The organism is Sporosarcina sp. ACRSM (genome assembly GCF_022346545.1).
In the GTDB taxonomy this organism is placed as follows: Bacteria; Bacillota; Bacilli; order Bacillales_A; family Planococcaceae; genus Sporosarcina.
Map to the genome: position 1 here is coordinate 98,759 of NZ_JAKRNU010000008.1, position 26,788 is coordinate 125,546.

General features: G+C 44.2%; 21 protein-coding genes. 1 reads left to right on the forward strand and 20 read right to left on the reverse strand.

Annotation, left to right across the window (positions count from 1 at the left end; all coding sequences use genetic code 11):
- Positions 1 to 20: 20 nt before the first annotated feature.
- The 18 genes from MHZ95_RS13680 to MHZ95_RS13765 all read right to left on the reverse strand — a co-directional run bounded on the left by MHZ95_RS13680 (position 21) and on the right by MHZ95_RS13765 (position 23,582).
- The gene (locus MHZ95_RS13680) at positions 21 to 743 is read right to left on the reverse strand and encodes an ABC transporter ATP-binding protein (RefSeq protein ID WP_239391340.1); all 723 of its coding nucleotides are present in this window, start codon (positions 741 to 743) and stop codon (positions 21 to 23) included.
- Positions 743 to 1,510, reverse strand: coding sequence for an ABC transporter ATP-binding protein (locus MHZ95_RS13685; protein WP_239391341.1), 768 nt, complete (start codon positions 1,508 to 1,510; stop codon positions 743 to 745). Before MHZ95_RS13685 ends, MHZ95_RS13680 begins: the two co-directional genes overlap by 1 nt.
- A 2-nt stretch (positions 1,511 to 1,512) precedes the next feature.
- Positions 1,513 to 2,535 (reverse strand): branched-chain amino acid ABC transporter permease, encoded by a 1,023-nt coding sequence (locus MHZ95_RS13690; RefSeq protein ID WP_239391342.1) that lies wholly within the window; start codon positions 2,533 to 2,535, stop codon positions 1,513 to 1,515.
- Positions 2,536 to 2,552: 17 nt separating this feature from the next.
- On the reverse strand, positions 2,553 to 3,425 hold the full coding sequence (locus MHZ95_RS13695) for a branched-chain amino acid ABC transporter permease (RefSeq protein WP_239391343.1): 873 nt from the start codon (positions 3,423 to 3,425) through the stop codon (positions 2,553 to 2,555).
- A gap of 71 nt (positions 3,426 to 3,496) precedes the next feature.
- On the reverse strand, positions 3,497 to 4,666 hold the full coding sequence (locus MHZ95_RS13700; RefSeq protein WP_239391344.1) for an ABC transporter substrate-binding protein: 1,170 nt from the start codon (positions 4,664 to 4,666) through the stop codon (positions 3,497 to 3,499).
- Between the two features lie 265 nt (positions 4,667 to 4,931).
- Positions 4,932 to 5,363 carry an acyl-CoA thioesterase gene (locus MHZ95_RS13705; RefSeq protein ID WP_239391345.1) on the reverse strand — a complete coding sequence of 144 codons (432 nt, stop codon included), beginning with the start codon at positions 5,361 to 5,363 and terminating at the stop codon, positions 4,932 to 4,934.
- 49 nt (positions 5,364 to 5,412) lie between these two features.
- Positions 5,413 to 6,969: a class I adenylate-forming enzyme family protein gene (locus MHZ95_RS13710; protein ID WP_239391346.1), complete on the reverse strand. Its 1,557-nt coding sequence runs from the start codon at positions 6,967 to 6,969 to the stop codon at positions 5,413 to 5,415.
- Positions 6,970 to 7,412: 443 nt separating this feature from the next.
- Positions 7,413 to 9,602 (reverse strand): helix-turn-helix domain-containing protein, encoded by a 2,190-nt coding sequence (locus MHZ95_RS13715; protein ID WP_239391347.1) that lies wholly within the window; start codon positions 9,600 to 9,602, stop codon positions 7,413 to 7,415.
- A gap of 89 nt (positions 9,603 to 9,691) precedes the next feature.
- Positions 9,692 to 10,726 carry a methylmalonyl Co-A mutase-associated GTPase MeaB gene (gene meaB, locus MHZ95_RS13720; RefSeq protein ID WP_239391487.1) on the reverse strand — a complete coding sequence of 345 codons (1,035 nt, stop codon included), beginning with the start codon at positions 10,724 to 10,726 and terminating at the stop codon, positions 9,692 to 9,694.
- Between the two features lie 41 nt (positions 10,727 to 10,767).
- On the reverse strand, positions 10,768 to 12,927 hold the full coding sequence (gene scpA, locus MHZ95_RS13725) for a methylmalonyl-CoA mutase (protein ID WP_239391348.1): 2,160 nt from the start codon (positions 12,925 to 12,927) through the stop codon (positions 10,768 to 10,770).
- Complete coding sequence (locus tag MHZ95_RS13730) at positions 12,920 to 14,596, reverse strand: methylmalonyl-CoA mutase family protein (RefSeq protein WP_239391349.1); 1,677 nt, start codon at positions 14,594 to 14,596, stop codon at positions 12,920 to 12,922. The genes scpA and MHZ95_RS13730 overlap by 8 nt, the downstream gene beginning before the upstream one ends.
- 226 nt (positions 14,597 to 14,822) lie before the next feature.
- A complete protein-coding gene (locus MHZ95_RS13735; RefSeq protein ID WP_239391350.1) occupies positions 14,823 to 16,121 on the reverse strand; it encodes a dihydrolipoamide acetyltransferase family protein in 1,299 nt (432 codons plus the stop codon).
- A gap of 25 nt (positions 16,122 to 16,146) precedes the next feature.
- The gene (locus MHZ95_RS13740; protein WP_239391351.1) at positions 16,147 to 17,130 is read right to left on the reverse strand and encodes an alpha-ketoacid dehydrogenase subunit beta; all 984 of its coding nucleotides are present in this window, start codon (positions 17,128 to 17,130) and stop codon (positions 16,147 to 16,149) included.
- Positions 17,130 to 18,137, reverse strand: a complete 1,008-nt coding sequence (locus tag MHZ95_RS13745) for a thiamine pyrophosphate-dependent dehydrogenase E1 component subunit alpha (protein ID WP_239391352.1) — start codon at positions 18,135 to 18,137, stop codon at positions 17,130 to 17,132. Before MHZ95_RS13745 ends, MHZ95_RS13740 begins: the two co-directional genes overlap by 1 nt.
- 18 nt (positions 18,138 to 18,155) lie before the next feature.
- Positions 18,156 to 19,583: a dihydrolipoyl dehydrogenase gene (gene lpdA, locus MHZ95_RS13750; protein WP_239391353.1), complete on the reverse strand. Its 1,428-nt coding sequence runs from the start codon at positions 19,581 to 19,583 to the stop codon at positions 18,156 to 18,158.
- A gap of 226 nt (positions 19,584 to 19,809) precedes the next feature.
- Positions 19,810 to 20,904: a Leu/Phe/Val dehydrogenase gene (locus tag MHZ95_RS13755; protein WP_239391354.1), complete on the reverse strand. Its 1,095-nt coding sequence runs from the start codon at positions 20,902 to 20,904 to the stop codon at positions 19,810 to 19,812.
- A gap of 31 nt (positions 20,905 to 20,935) precedes the next feature.
- A complete protein-coding gene (yqiS, locus tag MHZ95_RS13760) occupies positions 20,936 to 21,841 on the reverse strand; it encodes a phosphate butyryltransferase (protein WP_239391355.1) in 906 nt (301 codons plus the stop codon).
- A gap of 28 nt (positions 21,842 to 21,869) precedes the next feature.
- A complete protein-coding gene (locus MHZ95_RS13765; protein ID WP_239391356.1) occupies positions 21,870 to 23,582 on the reverse strand; it encodes a sigma 54-interacting transcriptional regulator in 1,713 nt (570 codons plus the stop codon).
- A 127-nt stretch (positions 23,583 to 23,709) separates the two neighbouring features.
- Here MHZ95_RS13765 and MHZ95_RS13770 point away from each other — a divergent pair, with 127 nt between their 5' ends.
- The gene (locus tag MHZ95_RS13770; RefSeq protein WP_239391357.1) at positions 23,710 to 23,946 is read left to right on the forward strand and encodes a DUF2627 domain-containing protein; all 237 of its coding nucleotides are present in this window, start codon (positions 23,710 to 23,712) and stop codon (positions 23,944 to 23,946) included.
- Between the two features lie 62 nt (positions 23,947 to 24,008).
- Here MHZ95_RS13770 and MHZ95_RS13775 read toward each other — a convergent pair whose 3' ends face one another.
- Both MHZ95_RS13775 and spo0A read right to left on the reverse strand, forming a co-directional pair.
- On the reverse strand, positions 24,009 to 25,571 hold the full coding sequence (locus tag MHZ95_RS13775; RefSeq protein WP_239391358.1) for a flagellar assembly protein A: 1,563 nt from the start codon (positions 25,569 to 25,571) through the stop codon (positions 24,009 to 24,011).
- A gap of 275 nt (positions 25,572 to 25,846) precedes the next feature.
- Positions 25,847 to 26,638: a sporulation transcription factor Spo0A gene (gene spo0A, locus MHZ95_RS13780; RefSeq protein ID WP_239391359.1), complete on the reverse strand. Its 792-nt coding sequence runs from the start codon at positions 26,636 to 26,638 to the stop codon at positions 25,847 to 25,849.
- Positions 26,639 to 26,788 lie beyond the last annotated feature (150 nt).

Here is a 26,788-nt window from a genome sequence, read left to right on the forward strand (position 1 = left end):
CTTGCAAATAAATATTCCATTTACCCCACTTTTATCCCTAAGTAAGCGGATCTCACTTCAGGGTTGGAACTGATTTCCTTGTTCGTTCCGTTCATGATAAATCTTCCTTGATCCATGACATAAGCCCGATCCGCCACTTTGAGTGCAGCCTTGACATTTTGTTCAACCAAGACAACCATTGTGCCCATCTCTTCTTTGATCCGTATGAGTATTTCGAGAATTTCATTGACAATTTTAGGCGCTAATCCCATTGAAGGCTCATCTAATAAAATGATTTTTGGATCTGACATGAGCGCCCGACCGATTGCCAACATCTGCTGCTCTCCACCGCTTAAATTCCCACCTAAGTTTTGGTAATGTTTTTTTAGTCCCGGAAACAACTCCAGCATTCTTTCCAGGTTTTCTTCAACATATTTACGATCCTTATAATATTTTGAATAGATTCCTAACGTTAAATTTTCCTTGACGGTATGGCCGGGAAAGATTTGCCTCCCCTCAGGAACAAGCCTTAGTCCTTTGCCGACCACTTTATAGGCTGGCAATCCACTGATGGTATCGTCTTGAAGCGTCACTTTCCCTTCAAATGGTGAATAGATGCCTGCCAGTGTATGCAGCAATGTACTTTTCCCCGCACCATTGGCTCCGATAATGGACACGATTTCCCCCTTGTTTACATGAAAGTCCAGTGCGTGTAAAATCTGAATCTTCCCAATCCGTGTACTTAAATTTTGAACGTCAAACATCAAATCGCCTCCTCGCCTAAATAGGCACTGATCACCTTTTCATTTTTCTGAATTTCCTCTGGCGTCCCTTCTGCAATCTTTGTCCCGAAATCGAGGACGACAATCCGATCCGCGATTTGCATGATCGTTGCCATTTTGTGCTCGACAAATAAAAAGGAATGTCCTTTCTTTTTTAAATCACTAATATAACCAGCCATCGTATTTGTTTCGGCATCATTCAAACCCGCCATCGGCTCATCCAACATAATCAGTGCAGGATCGTACACAATCGCACGTGCAAATTCCACTTTCTTTTGCTGTCCGTAAGAGAGTTGTCCTGCTTGTTCATGCATTAAATGAGTCAATTGCATCATTTCCAGCACCTTATATGCTGCTTGATAAGCCTTGCTTTCATCTCTTTTTACGACTGGGAGCCGAAAACCTGCGCTGAAAACATTTGTTTTCAATTTCACAGAAGTGCCCATCATGACATTTTCCAAAACGGTCATATTACTGAAGATCTGCAAATTTTGAAATGTCCTAGAGATCCCTAAAGGAGCTAAGTCAAAGATCTTTTTCCCCGTCAATTTTTGATCTTTAAATAACACTTCCCCAACGGTCGGTTGGATAAAGGATGAAATCATATTAAACAATGTCGTTTTCCCTGCGCCATTGGGGCCGATAACCGCCACGATTTCACCCTCGCCGACTTGGAAGCTGACATCATTGACTGCGGTAACGCCGCCGAATTTTTTTGTTAGGTTTTTCACTTCAAGTAAGTTCCCCATTGTCAGACTCCCTTCTCAGAAGCTACATTTTTCTTTGCCGCACTTTTGATCGCAAACTTTCCTCTTATGTCTAGCACGCCAATCAAGCCTTTTGGCATGAAGATCATAACAACGACAATGATCAATCCATAGACGACAATCTCGACCTCTCCACTAATATTGAAAACCGTATGGCCGACAAAACGGATGACTTCATTCAAAAACATAATGGCAGCCGTTCCGATCATCGCTCCCCAAATGGAGTGAACGCCACCGACCATGACCATCACCAATAGTAAGATGGAAAATGAAACATTAAAAGTCGGTGGGGCAATGAAATTGATATAATGTGCATACAGACTGCCTGCCAGCGAGGCATACATTGCACTAAGCGCAAAAATGGCGATCTTATACTTCGTTACATTCACACCTAACGTTTCCGTTCCGATTTCGCTATCATGAATGCTTCGCAGCACCCGCCCAACATTTGAACGAATGATATTCGTAGAAAATAAGATCACTAAGAAAACGAATGCCCAAACAAGGAAGTAGTAATGTAATTGGTTGCCTAACTCCAAGCCGAACAATGATAAGTTCGGGATGCCGATCAGCCCACTTGCTCCTCCCGTAATATCGCTCAGACCTACCAATAAAATGTAGACAATGATGTTAATGGCAATCGTTGCTAATGCCAAAATATGCCCTTTCAATTTCAATACTTGCATGCCGATCATATAAGCAATTAGAAATGTGGCAATCATTCCAATTCCCATCGCCAGCCATGGAGACATATCATGCTTCGCTGTCAATACACCCGAAACATACGCACCAATTCCAAAAAATGCAGCATGGCCAATCGAAATTTGCCCTGCATAACCGATCAGCAGGCTTAAACCGATTGTAACAATACAATAAATCCCTATTAGTATGAATAGCGTGAAAATATATTGCGAACTGATAAAAAACGGCAATAAACATATCAATGCAATAAAGCCAAGAAACCCTTTCCAGCGACTCCCGTATAAAATTGCTTCCACTTTCTCCATTGAATGCCCCCTCCTTTCTACACACGTTCTCCAGTTGCTCTCATAAACAATCCTTGTGGTCTAAAGAACAGAACGAGCAACAAGAAGCCAAATGCCAACGCGTCCGTATAATACGTAGATATATAGCCTCCCGAAAAAGCTTCAATGACCCCCAATAACAAACCGCCCGCTACAGCCCCGGGTACGCTATGCATTCCACCGAAAATCATGGCAACAAAGCCTTTGATGCCGATAAAAAAGCCCATTTCGTACGTAGCATCAGTCAGAGGGGCTATCATCACACCTGCAATTGCACCTAATGCTGCTGCAATCGTAAACGCAATGGTCGACATCGTGCTTGTATTGATGCCCATTAAGCTAGCAGCGTGTGGATTTTTTTCACTTGCCCGTAACGCTGAACCGATAAATGTCTTATCGAAAAACCAATACAGAAGGATTAATAAGACAAATAATAAAATGAAAATCCAAATACTTTGTGAATTGATGACCGCTCCAAAAAACTGAATTGATCGACTCTCGACAATAGGTGGCAAAGATTTCGGAGACGATCCCCAAATGATCAAGCCCATCCCTTTCAGGAAAATGGATACACCTAACGTAATGACGACCAAGATGATCGGCGTCGCATTCCTAGCTGGATAAATCGCCAATCTTTCAACCCCGAAGCCAATGATGGCAGTAATTAAAATAGCTAAAGGGATAGCACCTAAAATCGGGATGCCTAGATTAACCAAAGTCACGCACGATAATGCCCCGATCATCGCAAATTCTCCTTGAGCCAGATTCAATACACCAGTAACGTTATAAATTGTGACAAAGCCGACAGCTAATAAAGCATAGATACTGCCGACTGTAAGCCCTGTGATCAAATATTGTAAAAACAGATCCATTTTCAGCAACCCCTTTTCGAAAAAGCCCTGCAACAAATTCAGTACCTTACCGCAGGGCTTTTCTGTTTTTCTTACTCGATATACTTCCACGTATTATTTTCAATTGCTAACACAGAGATCCCATCGGGTTCAGGACTTATTCTGGATTCAGAAAAGTTATACGTCCCAGTAACGCCTAAAAAAGCCCCTAGATCATTCGCCAAATATTGATGGATTTCTTCGGCTGTCGTATTTCCGGCTTTCACTGCTTCAACGAATGCATAGACACCATCCACAACATGCGCCGCAAACAAATCTGGTTCCTCTCCAAACTCCTGTTCATAAGCCTCTTTAAATTCTTTCAAAAGCTCTTTTTGCTCTGAGTCCGGTAATTGATCGAGAACACTCAATTTACTGCCGACGACAAAAATATTCTCATTGTCATCTTTCACTTGTTCTAAAAAGCCTTCATTGGCCGCAGCTGTGCTCTGAATCATCGGAATATCGAAACCGAGTGCTTTAAAGTTGCGGGCAATAATCCCGGCTCCAGGCGTTCTTGACCACACAATGATCGCCTCGGGATCCTTACTGCGAACTTTCGTCAATTGGATGGTCATATCGGTCGCAGTTGCGTCGAACTCTTCATGCGCGACAATCTCAATACCGTTTTCCTTAGCCAATTCTTTGAACGCTGGAAGGCCCGTCACGCCAAATCCATCCGCGGCGTTTAACCATGCCACTTTCTTAATCCCTTGTTTGTTTAAATAGTCGACAATCGGCATTGCAATGACTCTAGGAGAATGAACCGTGCTATACACATATTCATTTTCTACATCGATCGGTGCCCCTGCGAGGAATGGTATTTTTGCCTCGATCGCTTTTGGCATAACAGCCGTCGTTGTACTGGATTGAGTGGCCGCGTTAATTGCAACAACACCTTCAGAAAGGAGCTTGTCCATCGCAACGACCGCTTTTGTATCATCCGTTTCATAATCGTATTGGATCAGTTTTATCGTTTTACCGTTAATCGGTCCTGCCTCATCCAATTGTTTTTGCAATAACTTCACCGTTTTTACTTGGGAAGCACCCAGTGTCGAAGCCGGCCCTGTTTCTGCAAGAAGTAATCCCATTTTTATCACATCATCTTGCGAGCTTTCTCCTTTTTCGCCGCTAGCCACATTTTCCTCTGCACAACCAGCCATGATTAAAAGAAAAGCAAGACTAAGCAGTGCAATTACTTTCCCCTTTAACATTTGTTTCATCTCAATCTTCCACCCCTAAAGTCCATATTCTGTTTACTGTATTTTGAAAGCTTCCTCCAGAATTTGTTTTCCAACTTTCATAGATTCGTCTTTAATCACCCCTTTCAGGAAATCAATTCTATTCAATTCGCCTAATGGCTTGATAAAGCCACACAATAATTGAAAGCGGTTACACAAAACAGTGAAGTGAAGATTTCAAAGGAAAACAGTTTCTCCACTTCTACTGCTAGATTTCAATGGTAACCCCATTATCTTGCCTTCAATCTTAACTCGTTTGTGCAACTAAATCGGCTTTCTGATGCGCTTTCAACTTTTCACGAATCTCTTGTGGAATCGTGATCGCTTTCGGTTTTCCATTGAAGGAAGTCCAAGCGCGTAACGTGAATCCTTCAGCGATGAATGTCTCTCCCCTGTAAAATGTATGGGACAATTTGAACACCTTATTGTGGATTTCAGCTACTTCCGTTATGACGAAAGCTTCATCATCAAACACAAGCGGCGTTTTAAACTTACAATTGGATTCCAATAGTGGTGCCCCGATTTTTTCTTTTTCTATTAATTCGGATGTAGGAAGCCCTAATTCTGTTAAAAACTCATGTGTCGCTTCATCCATCCATCTATAAAAATTAGGGAAAAAGACAATTGCTGCTGGATCGGTGTCTCCCCATCTCACTTTGAATGAATATTTTGTAGCCATACAATCTCCTCCAATTTTCTACATTCTCTCTCATCTCGGTGCAACAAGTTCACACAAGACTATTCGCTTCTTTCAAAATCAATTCTTTCATTTTGACCTTCTGGATTTTGCCGCTTGCCATCAATGGGAATTCATCTATAAAAAGAACTCGATTCGGCAATTTATAGGTCGCAATTTTCGGTTTTAAAAAGTCTGAAATCTCTTGTTCTGTACATTTTTCACCTGGAAGACATCTAATGACAGCGCACACGGTTTCTCCTAATACTTCATCCGGCAAACCAATGATGATCGCAGTATCTATTGCGGGATGTTGCATGATCAAGTTTTCAATCTCCTGCGGATAAATATTGAATCCGCCACGAATGACCACTTCTTTTTGACGTCCGACAAAATAAAGAAAACCTTCGTCATCGACTTTCCCTAAATCCCCGGAATAATACCATCCTTCGTGGTCCATGACTTGAGCCGTTTGTTCGGGCATCTGATGATACCCTTTCATATTCGCAACGCCCCGAATGGCGATTTCCCCTATTGTTCCTGCAGGGACTTCAACCCGATTCGCGTTGACAATTTTTAATTCCACACCCTTAACCGGTCTCCCCAGTGTTGAGAGAATTTTCTCTTCCGAATCGTCCAAAGCGCCTATTGTCGTAGTTGCCGTTTCCGAAGTTCCGAACGCTTGAAGAAGATTAATATTGAACTTCTCTCGAATAGCTTTGACTTTATCCGGTGAGATGGGTGCGGCTGCGACAATACCCGTTCGCAAAGAAGAAAGGTCATACTTGTCAAAGTCCTCAAATTCAAGTTCCTTTAGGTACATTGTCGGGACGGCTTGTTTAATCGTCACTTTTTCTTTCTCGGTTATTTGAAAGACGTGTTCAGGATTATATTTTTCCAAAAACACCATTCGTGCACCTGATGCAACAGCCAAAAACAAGTTCACTGCAATTCCGAAAATATGGAACAAAGGCGCAGTGACAAGGAGGACATCATCTCCTGAACACTGAAGTATGTCCGCGCCCGCATTCCCTGACATGACACAAGCTTGGTGAGTCAGCATGACCCCTTTTGGTTCGCCTGTCGTTCCCGATGTATATAAAATGAGATAGATATCTTCCTTCGGATCGATTTCCACCTTCCCTATTTTCGGTACATCTTCACACAACCAATCCTCAAGTGCATCAATGCGCTCTTCACGAAATTTTACACTCACGATTGTCGGAACGAGTGCAAGCGCTTCCTCGTAAGACATACTATCTTTGAACTTTTCTGTAATGAACAGCGCTTTCGGTGTTGACTTTCTTAAAATATAATTGATTTCATGTGATTTGTACCCTGGATTGAACGGAACTGTGATCGCTCCGACTTTCCCTGCTGCAAATAGTAAAACTGCTGTTTCGTACCAGTTCGGCAAGGAAACCGCAATTCGATCGCCTTTACCAATTCCCTTAGCCGCTAATCGATCAGCGTAGGTATCCACATCGTTTTTTAACGACTGATACGTTTTTCGAGGAGTATTGTAGTCATAAATGGCTTCAGCAGCAGGTAATTGAGCACTGACATAATCAAGCAATCCATAGACACTCAATTCATTTCTTTTTTCCATTCATTCCAGCTCCTTCTTCCCATATCAATTACGCCTCGGCGTAATTGCGTCGGGATTTTGAATTGCGAATCGAACAGCGAAGGGTTCGATTTGCCTTAATTTCTGCGTTTTTTGCAGAAATTAAGGCACTTAGATAAGCGCAATTAACTCCCTTCAAAATCTGTGACATCCGCCGGAGGCTTTAACTTGGTTCAGCCGGGGTTTTGACCTCCACTGAATTAAAACCATATCTAGCATTCATATTGCCCCTTATAGAAGTAGTAGACTTCTGCTGAAGCAAGTTAAAAAGAACTATTTGAAGCAATCGGTATTTGGACCCTCTTTTATGTAACCCTCCATAAAAGTATATATTTATTATAATTTTCCCACTTTTCGAATGATACGTACAACATGTAGGAATTCCTTTTTGGATTTTCCTCGTATTTAACGATGAAAAAACAGGCTCATGAATAAGCCTGTCGATTCATATCATATAATTTAATCGCCATCATTAGATTAAAGCGTGTTTCGGAATCATTCAAATCCACATCAAGTAAACTTTCAATTTTCTCCAAACGGTAAATCAATGAACTCCGATGGATGAATAGTTCTTCGGACGTACCTTTGGCATTACCATTATTCCGCAAGTACACACTTAACGTATGAAACAAGTCAATATTCTTTTCTTCAGAGTATGAGAGTAAAGCACCCAGTTGATTTTCCATAAAGATATTGACAACCGGATGATGCAAATGATGTAAAAGCGTATAGGAGCCCAATTCTTCAAACAGGGCGTACCCCTTTGTCTGAAATCGATTTTTCACGACATTCAATACTTGCAGGGATTGTTCATAGCTACTATAGTATTTTTTCAATTCTTCTACTCGACTACCGATACCTAAATATACTTCACAATCAATTGTACTTTTTGAAACGGCCAACTGAATTTTTTTATAAAATTCTGCCCAAAATTGATGACGTTTATTGATTTCCTTAACCGGGACGATGAACAAATATTGTTCATTAAAAGTAGCTGTCATAACGCCTTGCCAGCTCATTATAACTTCGTCTGTAATATAATCCCATACGATTGATTTTTTCGATTTTTGTTCTAATAAATTCAAGCCTTCCACTTCAGATTCGTTCAAATTGATTGATAAATTTGCAACACGATGTGGTTGATAAATATTCCATTGGAATAGATTCGCATATTGTAAAATGCTTTGTTCATCCTCAATCGTTTCGACCAATAGCTTACTCATTAAGGTGTCTTTCGCTTGTTCATTGGCATCTAAAACAAGTTTTTGTTTGATAAATTGGATTGAACAAATATTCCGTGCCAATTCCACCGTCAAACGATCAAACTCATCAATCTGCGCTTCATCAATACGCAACGCTAAATAGCCTAGCAATGCATTCACGCCATTGACCGGCCACACGGAAAAAGGACGTTCCTCTTCTTCGAACACTTTAAAAATCCTTGTCGCAATTCGATTTTGTTCTGCTTCCACCATGAATCTTTCAATCATTTCATGATCACTTTCCTCTAATTTGTAGGAGAGCGGCCGAAAAAAACGATCTAATAATATGACAGAACACGCATACATTTCACTAAGCATCTCGGTGACACCATGAAAATCATCGTGGACAACCGTTTCTTTTACAAGTGCCTGTTGGTAATCGAGGAGAAGCTGTAAACGTTCCCGATGATCTTTCTCCGCATTGTACAATTGAGCATTTTTCAACAAAACTGCAATATGTTCGCTCAACAATTTCAACAAGTTGACATCATCTTCTGAAAATAAAAGTCCTGAATTTTTATCTTCAATATGCAATACCCCGATTGTCTTCAAATCTATAACAATCGGGATGGTCAATTGCCGCCCTCCCGCTTGCTCAAGATAGGAAAAGTACTCGATCAGTGCATTATTATGATTCAAGTAGACTTTTGGCACATATGCCACTGCACCGAAAACGGGCTTCTGCAATTCGAAACAACTGTCCTTTTCATTGTATAGATAGATGCAGGCAGATGCTGCATTTGTCCCTTTTGCAGCCCTTGAAGTAAATTCACTAATATTCCCTTCCAGCGTCCGGTCAATGGATAAGTTTCGACTAATCCATTCGATACCTTCAATCTTTTTAGATTGCTGATCTTTTCGCCTAGCTAAAGAAATGGCGACCGCCACGTCCTTTCCAAACTCATCGAAGATTCGGTCCATTTCAAGTAAAGGAACATAGGTGAAAAAACCAATGATGCAATAGCCCAAACCTTTCACATCATCCATTAAAGGCACCGTAAACCAAGTTTTAACGCCCGATGCTTTTAATTTTTCGGTCATTTCACAGTCTTCGAGTTTTTCAGTTTCATTATTATGTAAACTTTGGATTAATAATAAAGGCGAGCATTTTTGAATCGACAAAGGAAAGATTTTTTTCACATTGTCCATATGACCTGTCCGTGTTTTCAGTATAAATTGTTCTTGCTCTTCCAAAACAACTCCAACAAAATCACAGTAAAATTTCGATTTGAAGGAGTCGATTAAAAATTGGATCGCTTCCTCTTCCGTATCCATTTTTATCAACTGTCTTGAAGTCATCCGCAAATGGTTCTCTAATCTTTGAATGATTTTTTCTTGCTTTAAATGAGACATTTATCTATCCCTCTCGATCTGTTGTCAGTTTGCTAACTGAAAAAACGGACTTCCTAAACAATTGTGGAGTCCGTTTTATGGAATGCCAATTAGTTAAACAACCGGTCTACCGCATGCGTAACTGTGAGTGTTCCTTCAAGCAAGCCCTTTTCGAGTTCCGCGACGGCTTCTTTCTTTCCTGGCTCTGCAAAAAATGCATCAATAAGCCGATCATTGATCATGGAGCGGAACCAATCTTTTGTTTGGGATTGCCGCCGCCCTTCCCAATGACCAGTCCTTTCCATTGTTTCTTTGAACGTCAAAATCGTTTTCCACACTTCGTCAAGTCCGGTCTGTTGGAGCGATGAAACTGGTAAGGCTGTCGACGTCCATCCAGGTGATGCGGGTTGCAGGAAGTGCAGTAGCTGACGATATTCCTTAACCGTCTTTTTGGCAAGTCTCAAGTTGTCCCCATCCGCCTTATGAACGACGATCCCGTCTGCCAGCTCCATGATCCCTTTTTTCATCCCCTGCAATTCATCCCCCGCACCGGTCAAGACGAGTAACATGAAATAATCGACCATGCCGCGGACGACGGTTTCACTTTGCCCGACGCCGACCGTTTCAATCAAGATCACATCATATCCAGCGGCTTCACAAAGCAGCATCGTTTCCCGCGATTTTTTATGAACGCCTCCAAGCGTCCCCGCAGAAGGTGAAGGCCGAATGAAAGCATTTGGATGCCTTGCCAGTTCTTCCATCCGGGTTTTGTCACCTAGGATGCTCCCGCCAGTAACGGTAGAACTCGGATCAATCGCAAGAACTGCTACTTTATGGCCTGCATTGGCGAGCATCAAGCCAAACGCCTCAATAAAAGTACTTTTTCCTGCTCCAGGCACGCCTGTAATACCAATGCGAATACTGTTTCCCGTTTTAGGCAGTACATTGAGCAATAATTGTTGTCCTGCTTCTTTATCTTGCGAAGTAATGCTTTCAAGCAGGGTTATCCCTTTTGCCAAATGGAGACGGGACCCTCGTAAAATCTTCTCCGTCAATTCCTCCACCGAAACGAATCGTTCTTTTTTCACAAAGCGCTTCCGTCTGGCGGCGGACATGCCGTCATGTGATGAAGCGATGCCGGCCATCACGTGCAGCGCACTGTCGTCGTCTAAACGGTTATATTCTTTCACTCCGCCACTTCCTTGTAGCCAAGCTTGCTGTAAATTTCTTCAATCACTTTTTGCGCAGCGACTGGAATGACTGTTCCAGGACCGAAGATAGCGACAGCGCCATTTTCGCGTAAGAAGGCATAGTCCTGTGCCGGGATCACCCCTCCGACAACAATGAGAATATCATCGCGGCCGATTTTGGATAATTCTTCCCGCAGTGCAGGGACAAGTGTTTTATGTCCCGCCGCAAGTGAACTGACGCCGATGACGTGCACATCGTTCTCAGCTGCTTGCAAAGCCGTCTCTTCCGGTGTTTGGAACAATGGTCCAATATCCACATCGAAACCGAGATCGGCAAAAGAAGATGCGATGACTTTTGCCCCGCGATCGTGGCCGTCTTGCCCCATTTTGGCAATGAGGATACGCGGCCGTCGCCCTTCGTTGTGCAAAAAATCTTCGGCCATCAATTTTACTTCTTCAATCTCTTCTGCATTCGAGAAATTTGAACTATACACACCACTCACCGAACGGATCACCGCCTTATGTCTGCCCGATATGCTTTCAATCGCATCTGAAATTTCACCGATTGTCGCGCGTGCACGTGCCGCATTGACCGCACAGGAAAGAAGATTGCCCTCGCCACTCCGCGCCACTTCCGTCAACTTTGCTAAAAGCTGTCTTACTTCGGCTTCATTGCGCTTTGCCTTCATCTCATTAATACGGTCGATCTGCTTTTGTCGAACAAGCGTATTGTCAATGTCCAAAATATCGATTGGATCTTCTGTCTCCAATCGGTATTGATTGACGCCGATAATCGTTTCGGCACGCGAATCGATTTGCGCTTGACGTTTAGCGGCCGCTTCTTCAATTTTCATTTTTGGCAATCCCGTCTCAATCGCTTTCGCCATCCCACCAAGATCTTCGATTTCTTCGATCAACGTCCATGCCTTTTCCATCAACTCATCGGTCAATCGCTCGACATAATAGGAACCGCCCCATGGATCGATCACTTTCGTCATCAACGTTTCTTCCTGCAAGAACAGCTGCGTATTTCTGGCGATGCGTGCAGAGAAATCTGTCGGTAAGGCGATCGCTTCGTCCAGCGCATTCGTATGGAGCGATTGCGTATGCCCCATTGCCGCTGCATTCGCTTCAATCAGCGTGCGCGTCACATTGTTGAAGGGGTCTTGCTCAGTCAAGCTCCAGCCTGATGTTTGTGAATGGGTCCGCAAAGCGAGTGATTTCGGATTTTTTGGTTCAAATGTTTTCATCATTTGCGCCCAAATTTTGCGCGCAGCACGCATTTTGGCAATTTCCATAAAGTAATTCATGCCGATTGCCCAAAAAAAGGATAAGCGCGGTGCGAAGGAATCGATATCAATGCCCGCTTTCAATCCCGTACGGACATATTCAAGTCCATCCGCAAGGGTGTAGGCAAGTTCAATATCCGCGGTTGCCCCCGCTTCCTGCATATGATAGCCGGAAATGGAGATCGAGTTGAACTTCGGCATATTCTTGGATGTGTATTCAAAAATATCCGCAATGATTTTCATGGACATTTCAGGAGGAAAAATATACGTGTTCCGCACCATATATTCTTTCAAAATATCATTCTGAATCGTACCGGCAAGTTGGTCCGGTGACACCCCCTGCTCTTCTGCCGCCACAATATAAAAAGCCATGATTGGCAATACCGCGCCATTCATTGTCATTGACACCGACATCTGGTCGAGTGGAATGCCATCGAATAATATTTTCATATCTTCGACTGAATCGATGGCGACGCCCGCTTTCCCGACATCCCCCGTCACCCTCGGATGGTCGGAGTCATATCCACGGTGCGTCGCTAAATCGAATGCAACGGAAAGGCCTTTTTGCCCCATCGCCAAGTTACGTCTATAGAATGCATTACTTTCTTCCGCTGTCGAAAAGCCGGCGTATTGTCTCACTGTCCAAGGTCTTGCGACATACATCGTTGGATAAGGGCCTCTCGTATTCGGCGCAATTCCAGGATAATCATGCACGTGTTCTATGTTTTCAATATCTTTTTCTACATAGTAGTTTTTCACTTCGATGCCTTCGTTAGTGAGAAACGGTTTATGGTCAACCGGCTTTGTTTCTGTCAAATTGGCTGTAATTTGTTGCAAGTCTACTTTACTGAAATCGGGTTTATTCATCTTGACTATCCCCTTTCCATTGGCTATAGATGTCAAACAGCTTTTCTACTTTGTCTTGACCAACGAATAGAAAACCATGTAAACCTAAATCAAGCCATTGTTGGGCTAGCTCCGTATCATATTTCCCTGCCGCCTCCAAAATGACCGAATCAGGAAGTTTCCCCAATAATTGCGGAATTATGGATTCCATCTCCGTCGGTGAAGCACAAACAATTGCATAGTCCGGCCTTTCCTGCTGGAGCCAATCGATTGCGTCTTGTGCTTCTTGAAAAGCTGGACTCAATTCGGAACGGATGCCTCCGATCGCCAAAAACCCTCCTACGAAATCAGCGCGGGGTTTAAAGTCTTTCACACTGCCAAACGTCACTAATACCGTTCTAGGCTGTCCTTCTTCAAATTTTGATCGGATCTTTTCGAATGGCTCGGCAAGCCGCCCTCCCGTAAGAGCCACATCCCCATTTGTTAACTCTGTGGCTGTCAAATCTGCATACACATTAGTTCCAATCAATGACTTCTTCCCTTTTGCCACGTCCGAACGCCGTTGTTTCAGAAGGTCTTCGAGACGTGAGCTGTTCATAAAGGCTTCATAACCGCCATCCGCCTCGATTTCTATAAACATTGCCCATGCATTTTCGACAAGCTTGGATGTGATCGTTTCGATAAAATAAGAACCGCCTGAAGGATCCAGCACTTTATCGACATGGGTTTCCTCTTTAATGACAAGCTGAAGATTGCGCGCAAATCTGATGGAAGCATCTGTCGGCCCCGTCAATACATCATGGGGATGTACCGTGATGACGTCGGCCCCCCCCAGAACCGCCGAAAAAGCTTCGTTGCCTGCGCGCAATAAGTTGACATAAGGATCCAACTTCGAATAGGAGCGTAGGGATGTCGTCGCAAGTATCGGGATATTCGGTGTTTGCCTCATGCCATAGGCCGTTCCGAATGCTTGCCATAGAATGCGAAATGCACGGAACTTAGCAATTTCCATGAAAAAATGCGTATCCACCGCAAAATGAACAAAGAAATCATTTGCGAAATCGGAAAAGTTCTCCTTGCCTTCAGCATACTGGGCGGCTTGTACAAGCGTTAAGGCAAGCTCTGTAACAGCATCTGCCCCTTTGTGATGAGCATACCCACTATCCGCACCAATCGTCCGAACCTGCAAGAAGCCGTCCGGAATGATCCAGTCAGGAACAAAGATCATCCCTTTCACCGTCGAACGCATCGCTTCTGGGATTAATGAAAACGCATTCAAAATTGGATCCTGTTTTGTTGTGTTTCGAATAAAAAATGGATAGGATACCATCAGCTGTGCCAGTTCCTCCAGCGATGACTGGTTCCAATCAAGTTGCTGTGTACCATCATATAAGATCGCTTCATTGCCACGCTTTAGGGAAGCTTTCACTTTTCCGATAAATTGTTGACCGTCTTGCGCAAACGTTTGCTGAGCGACGATCCATCCTGTCTCCTTGCTGATTGCTCGATGTTTTTGCGCACGGGATTCAACATCCTCTAGCGTATAGAGCGGGTGTAGTTCGATGCCCTCTATCGTCTTAGTCAACAGCGTTTCAAAAGGCTTCCCCTTCAACGTTTTGGTTGCCGCTTCTCTCCATTGGGTAGCATCCGCTTTGTCAAACATCGCTGTTTTCATTGTATGTACTGACATATCATTCCCATCCCCTTTCCCTTCGAAAACATCCATCTAGTTTAATTTTACCTGACAAATGGTTTTGTTGGAAGTGTTAGTATGAAAACTCACCTAATTCGAACAAAAGTGCTATTTACCTTTATTCTATAAAGCTTGTCTATTGAAAGCGAACCATCAGCTACAGAAGTCGCTACTTGATGAAAAAGCCCGGACTTGGGCAGTCCGGGCTTTTGAACGTCATCCATCAGTAAACCGATGTATTGTCGGCTGATATGTTTTCTAGAATTTCTTTCACACGTGCAAGGAATCGACCGCCGTCAAGCCCGTCAAGTACACGATGGTCAATCGATAAGCACAGGTTTACCATATCACGTGCAGCAATCATACCACCCGCCATGATAACAGGGCGTTTGACAATCGACTCCACTTGAAGGATTCCTGCTTGTGGGTGATTAATGATCCCCATCGATTGAACGGAGCCGAATGCGCCGGTATTATTTACCGTGAATGTACCGCCTTTCATCTCGGATGCATTCAACTTACCTGAACGCACTTTAGTCGCCAGTTCCTGCACTTCACGCCCAATTCCTTTGATTGTTTTTTCATCAGCATGGCGGATGACGGGAACGTAAAGAGCATCCTCCGCCGCGACCGCAATAGAAATATGGATGTCTTTTTTCTGGATAATCTTGTCTCCAGCCCACATCGAATTCATCATCGGAAATTCTTTCAATGCTTGGGAAACCGCTTTTATAAAGAAAGCGAAGTAAGTTAAATTGAAGCCTTCCTTCTTTTTGAAGTCGTCTTTCAATGCGTCACGGTATTGAACAAGATTCGTCACATCGACTTCAATCATCATCCAAGCATGAGGTACCTCGTGTTTAGAACGCAACATATTGCTGGCGATCGCACGGCGTACCCCTGTTATCGGAATCTCAATATCTCCCACTGCTACAGGCACATCGACAGCCTTAACTGGCTTCGTGGGAGATGATGCTGAATCTATAGGCACTCGTGGGGCTGATGCAGACGGGGTCGGTGTAGAAGGAATATTCCCACTCTCAATCAACGCCAACAAGTCTTTCCGTGTAATTCGTCCGCCCGCACCCGAACCTTCCACAAGTGTCAAATCGATGCCATTGTCCTGTGCCAACCGCAGAACTGCCGGAGAGTAGCGCCCCGCCGCTTTTCCTTTTTGGCGGTTTGCTGTGTCGGACTGTGTTTGAACATCTGCTGTCGATATTGCATTGGCAGGTTCTTCCTGTGCAGGTGCTATTGCGACTGGCGTTGCCTCGTTTTGGCCTTCCGTTTCAATCGTACAGACGGTCTCTCCGACAGCAAGCGTTTCCCCTTCCCGTGCAATCAGTTCTTTGATTGTCCCGGTAAAAGAAGAAGGAATCTCCGCCGTCACTTTATCCGTGTTCACTTCTGCAAGCGGATCATATTTGTTCACCGTATCGCCCGGTTTGACTAGCCATTTCTCTATCGTGCCTTCTGTCACACTTTCCCCGAGTTGCGGCATGCTAATATTTTCAATTGCCAATTATTTTACCTCCTTTCCAGTTCAGTTAAAACTCAGCGAGTTCACGTGCCGCTTTCTCGACTTTGTCCGGATTGACCATGAAAAACTTCTCCAACGTCGGTGCATATGGCATGGCAGGTACATCAGGTCCTGCTAAACGTTTTATCGGAGCATCGAGTTCAAACAAGCAATTTTCGGCAATGATGGCCGCTACTTCTCCCAAAATGCTTCCTTCTTGATTATCTTCCGTCACTAACAAAACTTTCCCCGTCTTGGAAGCCGCTTCGATAATCGCATTCTTATCAAGCGGATAAATCGTCCGCAAGTCAAGAATATGAGTAGATATGCCATCCTGGGCAAGACGTTCGGCCGCTTGAAGTGCAAAATGGACACAAAGACCATATGTGATAATCGTGATATCATCGCCAACGCGCTTCACATCCGCTTTTCCGATCGGCAAGACATAATCTTCATTCGGCACTTCACCTTTGATGAGACGATAAGCCCGCTTATGTTCAAAGAACAATACCGGATCTTCATCACGTATTGCCGCCTTCAATAATCCTTTTGCGTCATATGGTGTCGATGGAATGACAACTTTCAAACCGGGTGTACTCGCGAACATCGATTCCACGGATTGCGAATGATAAAGAGCACCATGAATCCCGCCTCCAAATGGTGCACGAATGACGATCGGACAAGACCAGTCATTATTGGAACGATAGCGTATCTTAGCCGCTTCTGAAACGATTTGATTGACAGCAGGCATGATGAAATCTGCAAATTGCATTTCTGCAATTGGACGCAGTCCATACATCGCCGCTCCGATTCCCACACCTGCGATGGCAGATTCAGCGAGTGGCGTATCGAGCGCCCGGTATTCACCAAACTGCTCGTAAAGACCGGTCGTCGCTTTGAAAACGCCACCTTTAAGGCCGACATCTTCCCCTAGCACGAAAACACGATCGTCCCGCTCCATTTCTTCCCTCATCGCCATTGTAATCGCATCGATATAAGAAATGACTGCCATTATTCGTTCCCCCCATCTTCAGCATAGACATAGCGCAGCGCAGATTCCGGTTCGGCATAGGGCGCATTTTCAGCGTAATCTGTCGCTTCATCCACTTCTTTCATAATACGTTCTTCTAGTTCTCTTTCCATTTCCTCTGTTAATACCCCGACTTCTTTTAAATAAGTGGAAAACTTCGGAAGCGGATCCATTTTCTTTTCGCTTTCCAATTCATCCGCATCCCGGTACAGGCGGTGATCATCATCCGATGAATGCGCGGTCAAACGGTAACAAATCGTCTCTATGAGGCTCGGTCCTTCTCCCCGTCTTGCACGATCTGCCGCTTCTTTCACGACTTTATATACTTCAAGTGGATCGGTCCCGTCCACTGTAACCCCCGGCATACCATAACCGATAGCACGATCGGAAACCTTTTCACAAGCAAGTTGTTTTTCGACCGGTACCGAAATGGCATATTTATTGTTTTCGACCATTACAACCGTCGGTAATTTGTGGACGCCTGCGAAATTCATGCCCTCATGGAAATCACCTTGGTTGGATGATCCTTCACCAAGTGTCACGAAGGTGATGAAATCCTCTTTTTTCATCTTCGCGGCAAGTGCTACACCGACGGCATGAGGTAATTGGGTCGTAACCGGAGAGGATCCTGTTAAGATCCGATTTTCCCGCTTGCCGAAATGTCCGGGCATCTGACGGCCACCCGAGTTTGGATCTTCCGCTTTCGCAAAGACGGAAAGCATCAATTCCTTCGGAGTGAGTCCAAATTGCAACACAACCGCCATGTCGCGATAGTAAGGCGCAATCCAATCTTTCTCTTTGTCCAGGGCATAGGCTGCACCCGCTTGCGCCGCTTCTTGTCCTTGGCAGGAGACGACAAAAGGCACCTTCCCTGCACGGTTTAATAGCCACATCCGTTCATCGATCCGACGAGCCATCAACATCGTTTCATAAATATTCAATACATCTTCGCTTGTCAATCCTAGCGCTTCATGACGATTCTTAGTCATCTCTATAGTCCCCCTTTTTCACATATGGATTGCTTTGCCATCAATAGCTAAAGCAGCTTCCCCTATTACTTCTGAAAGGGATGGATGCGGATGGATTGTGCCCGCCACTTCCCATGGTGTTGCGTTGAGTACCATGGCAATCCCCGCCTCTGAAATTAAATCAGTGACTTGTGCACCAATCATATGGACCCCAAGAATATCTTCAGTTTGCCGGTCAGCAACGATTTTTACGAAACCGTCCGAGTTGCCATTGACGAGCGCTTTCCCGATTGCACTGAACGGAAACTTCCCGACTTTCACGTCAAAGCCTTGTTCTTGTGCTTGCTTTTCTGTAAGACCCACGCTTGAAGCTTCGGGACTCGAATAGACGCAACGGGAAATTTTCGTATAGTCTAACGGTTCATTTTTCAGGCCTGCAATATGTTCGACTGCCGCAATCCCTTCATGCGAGGCAACATGTGCCAATTGCATTCCGCCGATTACATCACCGATCGCATAAATATGCTGTTCTTTCGTTTGATATGTCGGTCCTGTTTTAAGATAACCATTCTCAATTTCAATTTCTGTATTATCCAGACCGATTCCTTCAATATTTGCTTGGCGGCCGACCGATACAAGCATTTTTTCCGCAGCGAATTCCTTGTTCACTCCGTCAACTTCTGCTGTTACCGTTACAGACCGATCTGTTTTCATTAGCGTTTCTGGAAGAACTTTCGTATTGACCGCAAATGTAATACCTTTTTTCGTCAAAAGCTTTTTCATTTCTTTGGATAGGTCTTCATCTTCTGTCGGCAATATCCGATCTGCATATTCCAACACGGTCACATCGACCCCGAAATCATTCAGCATGGACGCCCATTCGATGCCGATGACTCCGCCACCGACAATGAGGATCGATTGAGGTAGTGTTTCCATCGATAACGCCCCGTCTGAAGACAGAACTTGCGTTTCATCGATGTCCAATCCTGGTAAAGTACGCGGTCGCGACCCCGTTGCAATGATCAAGTTTTTTAAGACAAGCATTTCATTTTCAGCACCATTATTCATTTCCACAGAGATGGTGCCCGGCATCGGTGAGAAAATGGATGGACCAAGCATTCTACCGATTCCTTCAAACACATCGATTTTTCCTTTTTTCATCAGTGCGGTCACGCCGTTATGCAATTGATTGACAATTTTATCTTTCCGCGCTTGAACACGTCTGAAATCGACAGTCACTGTTGGTGCATCAACACCGAAATCCGCCATTTTATTTTTCGCCATATCGAATACTTCTGCACTCTTAAGCAGAGCTTTACTCGGAATACATCCTTTGTGCAAGCATGTTCCCCCAAGCTTTCCCTTTTCGACAAGCGCTGTTTTCAATCCTAATTGGGCAGCCCGGATTGCTGCAACATAGCCACCGGTTCCGCCACCTAATATTACAATATCATATTCTCGTGCCAATAAATTGGCCTCCTTCCCAACGCCCCGTTAAGACGGGTAATTTTGGCGAGCCTTTTTCCAGATAGGACGCGGATGGCTCCGTCTGCAAGTGCTTGCATTTCATCATCACCGAGAGGTAGACAATCCATTTCCGAAATCCAATCCACGTTGCCCTGATGGTTTTCACGAATTCATTGCCATATGCCCATCTTCCACTTCTCGGAGCGTTTCAAGGACGGCAGCTTGCCTAACGCTGTGATAAAACATTTTTTTCAGTTTGCAAAAATTGACTGCGGGATTTCGCCACACGTGCAATCCGTTCTTCGGCCAAACGGTCTGCTGCTAGATACGATGGAATATTGTCACGTTTTGAGATTTCAAATATTTTACTGATCGTGTCGTAAATGCCTTCGACACGTTTCATAGCGCGTTCACGATTATAGCCGGCCAATTCGTCTGCAACATTGATGACCCCACCTGAATTGATGACATAATCAGGCGCATAAACGATGCCCATTTCGTGAATGCGGTCCCCATGTTCCGGATTTTTCAGTTGGTTATTGGCAGAACCTGCAATCACTTTTGCTTTGAGTTGAGGAATCGTTTCGTCATTGATAATGGCCCCTAGGGCACAAGGTGCAAAAATATCCGCTTCTTGCCCATAGATTTCGTCAATGCCGACTGCTGTCGCACCGAAGGCATTGACTGCACGCTGAATCGCTTCCTCGCTAATATCGGTCACGATCAGTTTTGCTCCTTCATCATGTAAATACTGACAAAGTGCAAAAGCGACATTACCGACCCCTTGTACTGCCACTGTTTTACCCACTAGGGAATCATTGCCGAATGCTTCTTTCGCCGCCGCTTTCATACCTTGATAAATTCCGAAAGCCGTAACAGGTGAAGGATTTCCTGATGATCCAGCCCCGCTGGATGTGCCCGTGACGTAATCTGTTTCCAGATGAATCAAATCCATATCCGCTTCTGTCGTTCCTACATCTTCCGCCGTAATATAGCGTCCGTTCAATCCCTCGATATAGCGTCCGAACGCACGGAACATTTCGTCATTTTTATCTTTCCGTGGATCACCGATGATGACTGTTTTTCCGCCACCTAAATTAAGTCCTGCAGCAGCATTTTTGTAGGTCATCCCACGCGCTAAGCGAAGCGCATCTTCAATCGCCTCTTCCTCACTTGCATATGTCCACATACGCGTTCCACCAAGCGCCGGTCCAAGTGTCGTGTCGTGAATCGCAATGATCGCTTTCAATCCTGATGCTTTGTCCTGACAAATAACAAGTTGCTCATAATCTTGATTCTCCATATATTTAAAAATTTCCATTTTTATATCCTCCTTGGATTGTCTGTTGTTTTTATTGTGAAGCTAAGATTGCAAGAGCTAAGGAATAGACTTTACTATTGGAACTATCCGCCCTGGATGTCAGGACGATCGGGGCTTTCGCGCCTTGAACGACAGCCCCGACTTTCGCATTTGCGAAGTACATCAATGATTTGTATAAAATATTACCCGCTTCGATAGCCGGAACGAGCAAAATATCTGCTTTCCCAGCGGTATCACCGGTAATCCCTTTTTGCGCTGCTGCCCGTTCGGATACTGCAATATCAAGCGCAAGCGGACCATCGATCAAACAGCCTGTAATCTGTCCCCGTTGATTCATCATAACAAGAGAGGCGGCATCTGTCGTCGAAACCATTGCTGAATTGATCGTTTCAACGGCTGCAAGCGGTGAAACAATCGGCCTTTTAACCCCGCAGGCATGTGCCATCGCGACTGCATTCCGAACAATTTGTGCCTTTGCTTCCAAATCAGGCGCGATATTCATCGCCGCATCCGTAACAAAAAGTAAGCGATCATAGCCGGGAACTTCAAATGCGGCTACATGCGATAAAATTTTCCCTGTCCGTAAGCCGTATTCACTGTTCAAGACAGCTTTTAAAATCGTGGAAGTGGCTAAATCCCCCTTCATGAGGACATGCGCCCGCCCGTCCGAAACCGCTTTCACTGAGAGTGCGGCAGCGACTGTTTCATTTTCAGCATGATGTACCGTTACTTTTCCGGTTGGCAATAATGATTGGAATTCGGTCTCCAGTAATTTGTATAATTTTTCTTCATCACCAATAAGCATAAAAGATGCCATCTCTTTAGCAACAGCCAAACGGACGGATTCTAGAACTTCCCTGTCGGCGGCAGAGGCAATCGCGACAACAGGATCTTCTGTTCTTAACGCCTTTCCGACAAGTGAATCGAGTATGGTCATTGACACTACTCCTCCATAAAGATTCCTTCTATATCAGACTATATTTTTCAAGTTTATAATACAAGGACCGAAGCGAAATTCCGAGTCGATTGGCAGTCAATGATTTATTGCCTTTATTTTCACGAAGAGCAGTCTCAAGAATCTCTTTTTCATGTTCTTCCATCATGGACGCGAGTGTAGTTTTTTCAGAAAGCAACTGTTCGACGTCTTTATAGTCTCTTGAGGAAAGCGATTTATCCACTTGTTCCAGACCGATGATCGCTTCGCCTGCATCCATATAGATCATCGCCCGACCCAGTACATTTTCTAATTCCCTGACATTTCCCGGCCAATCGTATTGCATCAGCCTTTCCAGTGCGCCATTTTCGATTTGCACGATATTCATGCCTAACTCTCGGTTCAATTTGACAAGCAAATGGCTCACGATGGACGGAATATCTCCCTTTCTTGAGCGGAGTGGTGCAATTTGAATCGCGATGCGGTTCAGCACATAGTACAATTCCTCCAAAAATGTCCCTTCGCTCATCGCTTTTTCTAAGTTTTTACTTGTTGCGGTAATAACTCGAACTGAAAGTCGGATGGGTTGACTCTCCCCTTTGCGATAGATCATTCCATCCGTTAAATAACGGAGGAGCTTTTGCTGAATAGCAAACGATAAATCCGCAACCTCATCAATGAACAGTGTGCCTTGATCCGCTTCTTCAAAAAGGCTTTTTTTGCTTTTCATTAATCCTATTGGTTGTACTGAGGTTGCTTGCCCGAATAACTGATCTTCTGCAGTGATTGGATCAAGCGATGCACAATTGACACGGATGAAAGGCTTAAAGCGGCGTTTGCTGCTACTATGAATCGCATGCGCATATAATTCCTTCCCCGTCCCGGATTCGCCGCGAAGGAGTACAGGGATATCAGACCGACCGGCGACTTTCGCCTGGGCGATTGCAATTTCCATTTCAGCTGAATGACCGATGATGTCATCGAATGTATAGGTCGCTTCCAGTTTCCGTATAATGATCCTTGCGCTTTCCAGTTCCTTAATCAGACTGCGCATTTCCGTAATTTCTTCCGCTAACGCCACGACTTCCGATATATCTTTGAAAACGGCGAAAGCCCCTACCTTTTGACCTTCCGAATTATAAAGTGGAAAACGGGAAGTCATAATCTTCAACCCATTGGCAAGAACCAATTCCTTGTTCACTTCGGATCGGTCCGTGCGAAATACACGTGGAAGTTCAGAAGATGGAATGACTTCTCTTATCGGTTTACCTAATGCCTCATCAATCGGATAGCCGACCATCTTACACGCGCTCTTGTTGATGAAATCGACATACCCTTTTTCGTTGATGCCTACCATACCTTCCTCGATGGAGTCGAAAATCATCCGCTGCCTATGCATTTCGGTTTGGATACGCTCGAGATGTCTAGCATTCTCCTGTAATAATTGAATGAGAAGATTTGCGACAGACCCCGGCACGAGAACTGTATGCGCAGGTCTTGCTTCCAGCAATTCGGTAAAGACAGAGTTATTCCCGGTCACATCGAAAATGATATGTAAATCTCCTGTTAGCCAACTTCTCCATTCAGCACCATGACTGACACCGAGGTCTTTGGCAAGTTGAATACCCGGTGCATTTTCATCTACGTCAATAATCGCTTTCACTTTCATAAAATCCACATTTTGGAGAAGGTCCAGAATGATTGATCCGCCTGTCCCCGCTCCAACGATAAGAACGTTTTGCAAGGATATTCATTCTCCTCTTTTACATCATGCAATGTTTTGCAATTACAAATTCATCATACACGAAAGCAGAGGTCTTGACAATAAAACACGAATGGGTAAAATTAAATTCGGTAAGGAGTGGTCAAATATGGCTCGTCTAGCAGCATTTATCGTCTTGCTTATACCGGGACTTTTTGCCGCAGGTGGCATTAAGTTGATGAGAGACTCGATATTCGGAATTTTATTTAAACCGTTTCCATTCATTTGGCTACAATTCGTCGTCGGGCTGCTATTGTTTGCGGCAGGTCTAGGCTTTTTCGCCGGATTTCTATTAAGACGCGACCGGAAAAATCAACGGGTACAAGAACGATTCAAACAAAAATAAAAGGGCCAAGACTTTCTCGTCTTAGCCCTTTTTTTAATCGATGACGTCGAAAGCAAAGCTTTCTAGACATTCAGCACACCGTCTACCAAGGCAAACCGCCCTTTTGTCGGTTCATGCAGGGTAGACGTCTTCGAGCCTATTTGAATGACCACTCCCGGATACGCTTGTATCATCACTTCAATTTCAGCTGGGATGGCTGTTTTAATTTTTTGGAGACCGAGTTGAATTTCTTTATCTAGCTTATGGATCTCTTCCTCATAGGCTTTGATCGTCTCTTTTGTTTTGTTCAGTGTATCCGCTTCCACCCCTGGTCCACCAACCAGCACTTTGGCAAACTGCGCAGCATGCTGTTCCAGTTTAGCAATTGTCTGTTGGTGTTCCTTCACCTCAATGGCCTTCGCTTGGATTTCCTTATAGATTGCATCTTTATCGATCCCTTTGGTATAAAGAATTGTTGTTCGTTCATGCCGATTGCCTACGTAGGCACATTCGATGCGAGATAGCGCTTCAATTCTGCCGCCAATGATTTTCCCTCTATTTTGGTCAACCAAAACGCGCTCTGCAATGATTTCCGTTCCAAGTAAATAGAAGCCCACATGAATTTCTTTCCCATACAACTTGCAATTATTTGCGTGCTTGATGTATATCTCGCCTTTTGCCTCGACAATCGTCTCACCACCGCCAAAGATGCCTCCTTTTATGTATACGTCACCTTCCAATGACTGAATTTCCTTCGCATTCGTAATTCCTTCGTTCCCTTCGATCGCAATATCCCCTGTCGCATGGATAGAATAGCTATCAAGAACCGTGCCGTACACTGTTACCGCTCCATCGAATGTAATTGATCCTGTCTCGGGACCTACATCTCCATCGATGATAAGCTGCTTCCCTACACGAATTTGACCGTCCGACCATTCCAACGCGCCGCCATGGGAAGCCCGAAGGACCAAACGATCCTCTTCCCACACTTCACTGACCGATTTCCGGTCAAATGATAATTTTGCATCCTCACCTCTAGGGGCAGGTATACGGTTGCCCAATACATCCGTTCCGCTTATGCCTTCCTGCGGCGGTATTTTCTCACCAAGCCAATCTCCTTGTGACACAGGGGTCACAAAATTCATCTCATAATAATTGGCGGAACCATCTTCTCGAATAACCGGTCTGCGCTCTGGAATATTCATATAGGTAATCATCGCATCTGCACCTTTCACAGGTTCCGTTCCAACAGCTACGAGAATCGGTTCTCGAGATTTCAACGTGATATCTTGTAAAGACTTCCGACCATGTATGACACCTATGTGATTTAATAATTGCTCAGCTTCTAATAAAATTTGCTGCTTATTTTCCTCAAAATGCTTTTCAGTAATATTGAAGTAAAGCTGTGCAGTCATCCGATTGCTTGAAATTGAAACTTCGATAGGCGGCAACCAAGTTCCTATATTATGCTCTTGCCCCTGTTCGGTTAGCGCTTCTCGCAAAGCCGTAAACGAGCCAATTTTCAATCGTGGAAACTCACGAGTAATTGCGTCAAATGATTTTAAAGGGTAGCCAATCTGTTTTAATCGTAAGATAACATTTTCTTCCTGAACGAATAAATCAAAATAATCATTCTGAATTAGCATAATCTTCACTCCTTCCTACGGAACCCATTATAATGCATTCCCGACAATTTGAAGGGTACATCCTTCATAACACGAGAAAAGACCTATCTATTGATAAAGCTCCTGTACACATACATGTCTTTCATACGTACATTTTCTTTCGATAGAAAAAACCAATGAATGCAACTATTCATCGGCTTCGAATATGCGTTTATAAGATTTGAGATAGCGTATAGGGATAAGTGCAGAAATTCGTCAGTTTGTCATTTGGTTAAAGTGCTATCATCTCTCATCACTTAACTCGCCATATGCTCCAAGCGGATTTTGTCAGCGATCATCGCTATAAACTCACTGTTTGTAGGTTTACTTTTCAAGTGATGGACCGTATAACCGAACATTTTGGAGATTACGTCGTAATTGCCACGATTCCATGCGACTTCAATTGCGTGACGAATCGCCCTTTCGACACGTGAAGAAGTTGTATTGTATTTTTCGGCGATTTCAGGATAGAGAACTTTCGTGACAGAACCAAGTAGATCAACATCCGTGTAAACCATTTGGATGGCTTCTCGGAGAAATGCGTATCCTTTAATATGCGCGGGTACACCAATCTCTTTAATAATGGCTGTAATCGTTGTATCCAACACTTTTTGGCTGACCCCTTCTGCCGGAAGCGCTTCCGTTTGCTTCGCAATCGGCGAAACCGGTTTTCTCGTTCCCGCAACTTGGAAAATCTGATTGGCTAACCGTTCAAATTCAAACGGCTTTAACATGAAATAAGAAGCTCCTAGACTTGCCGCTTGCGTCATGACATCTTCCTGTCCGAATGCCGTCAGCATGATAATATGCAAGTCCGCTGTCTGTGCATTTGCATTTAAGGTCTCCAACACTGCAATCCCGTCAAGATGCGGCATAATAATATCAAGCAACAGCACGTCCGGCTTTTGTTCCTCCAACATCGACAAACAGACTTTTCCGTTATGTGCTGTCCAAATAATTTCCACCTCAGGATGCTTCTCAAAATACGAAATCATCGTCCGCACCAATTCCTTATTATCATCAGCAATCGCAATTTTCAGCTTTTCCATTCCCATTCCCCCTCTTGAACATTTGTCTTGCATCTATTCTTCGAAACAATAGCAACTTTCTCCAAAATTGCACAAAGGAAATTTTCGACGAATTTTGGTACATCCCTCTTTTATGTATCGAAAATGATCCTTCTGACATAGAGTTTCTAT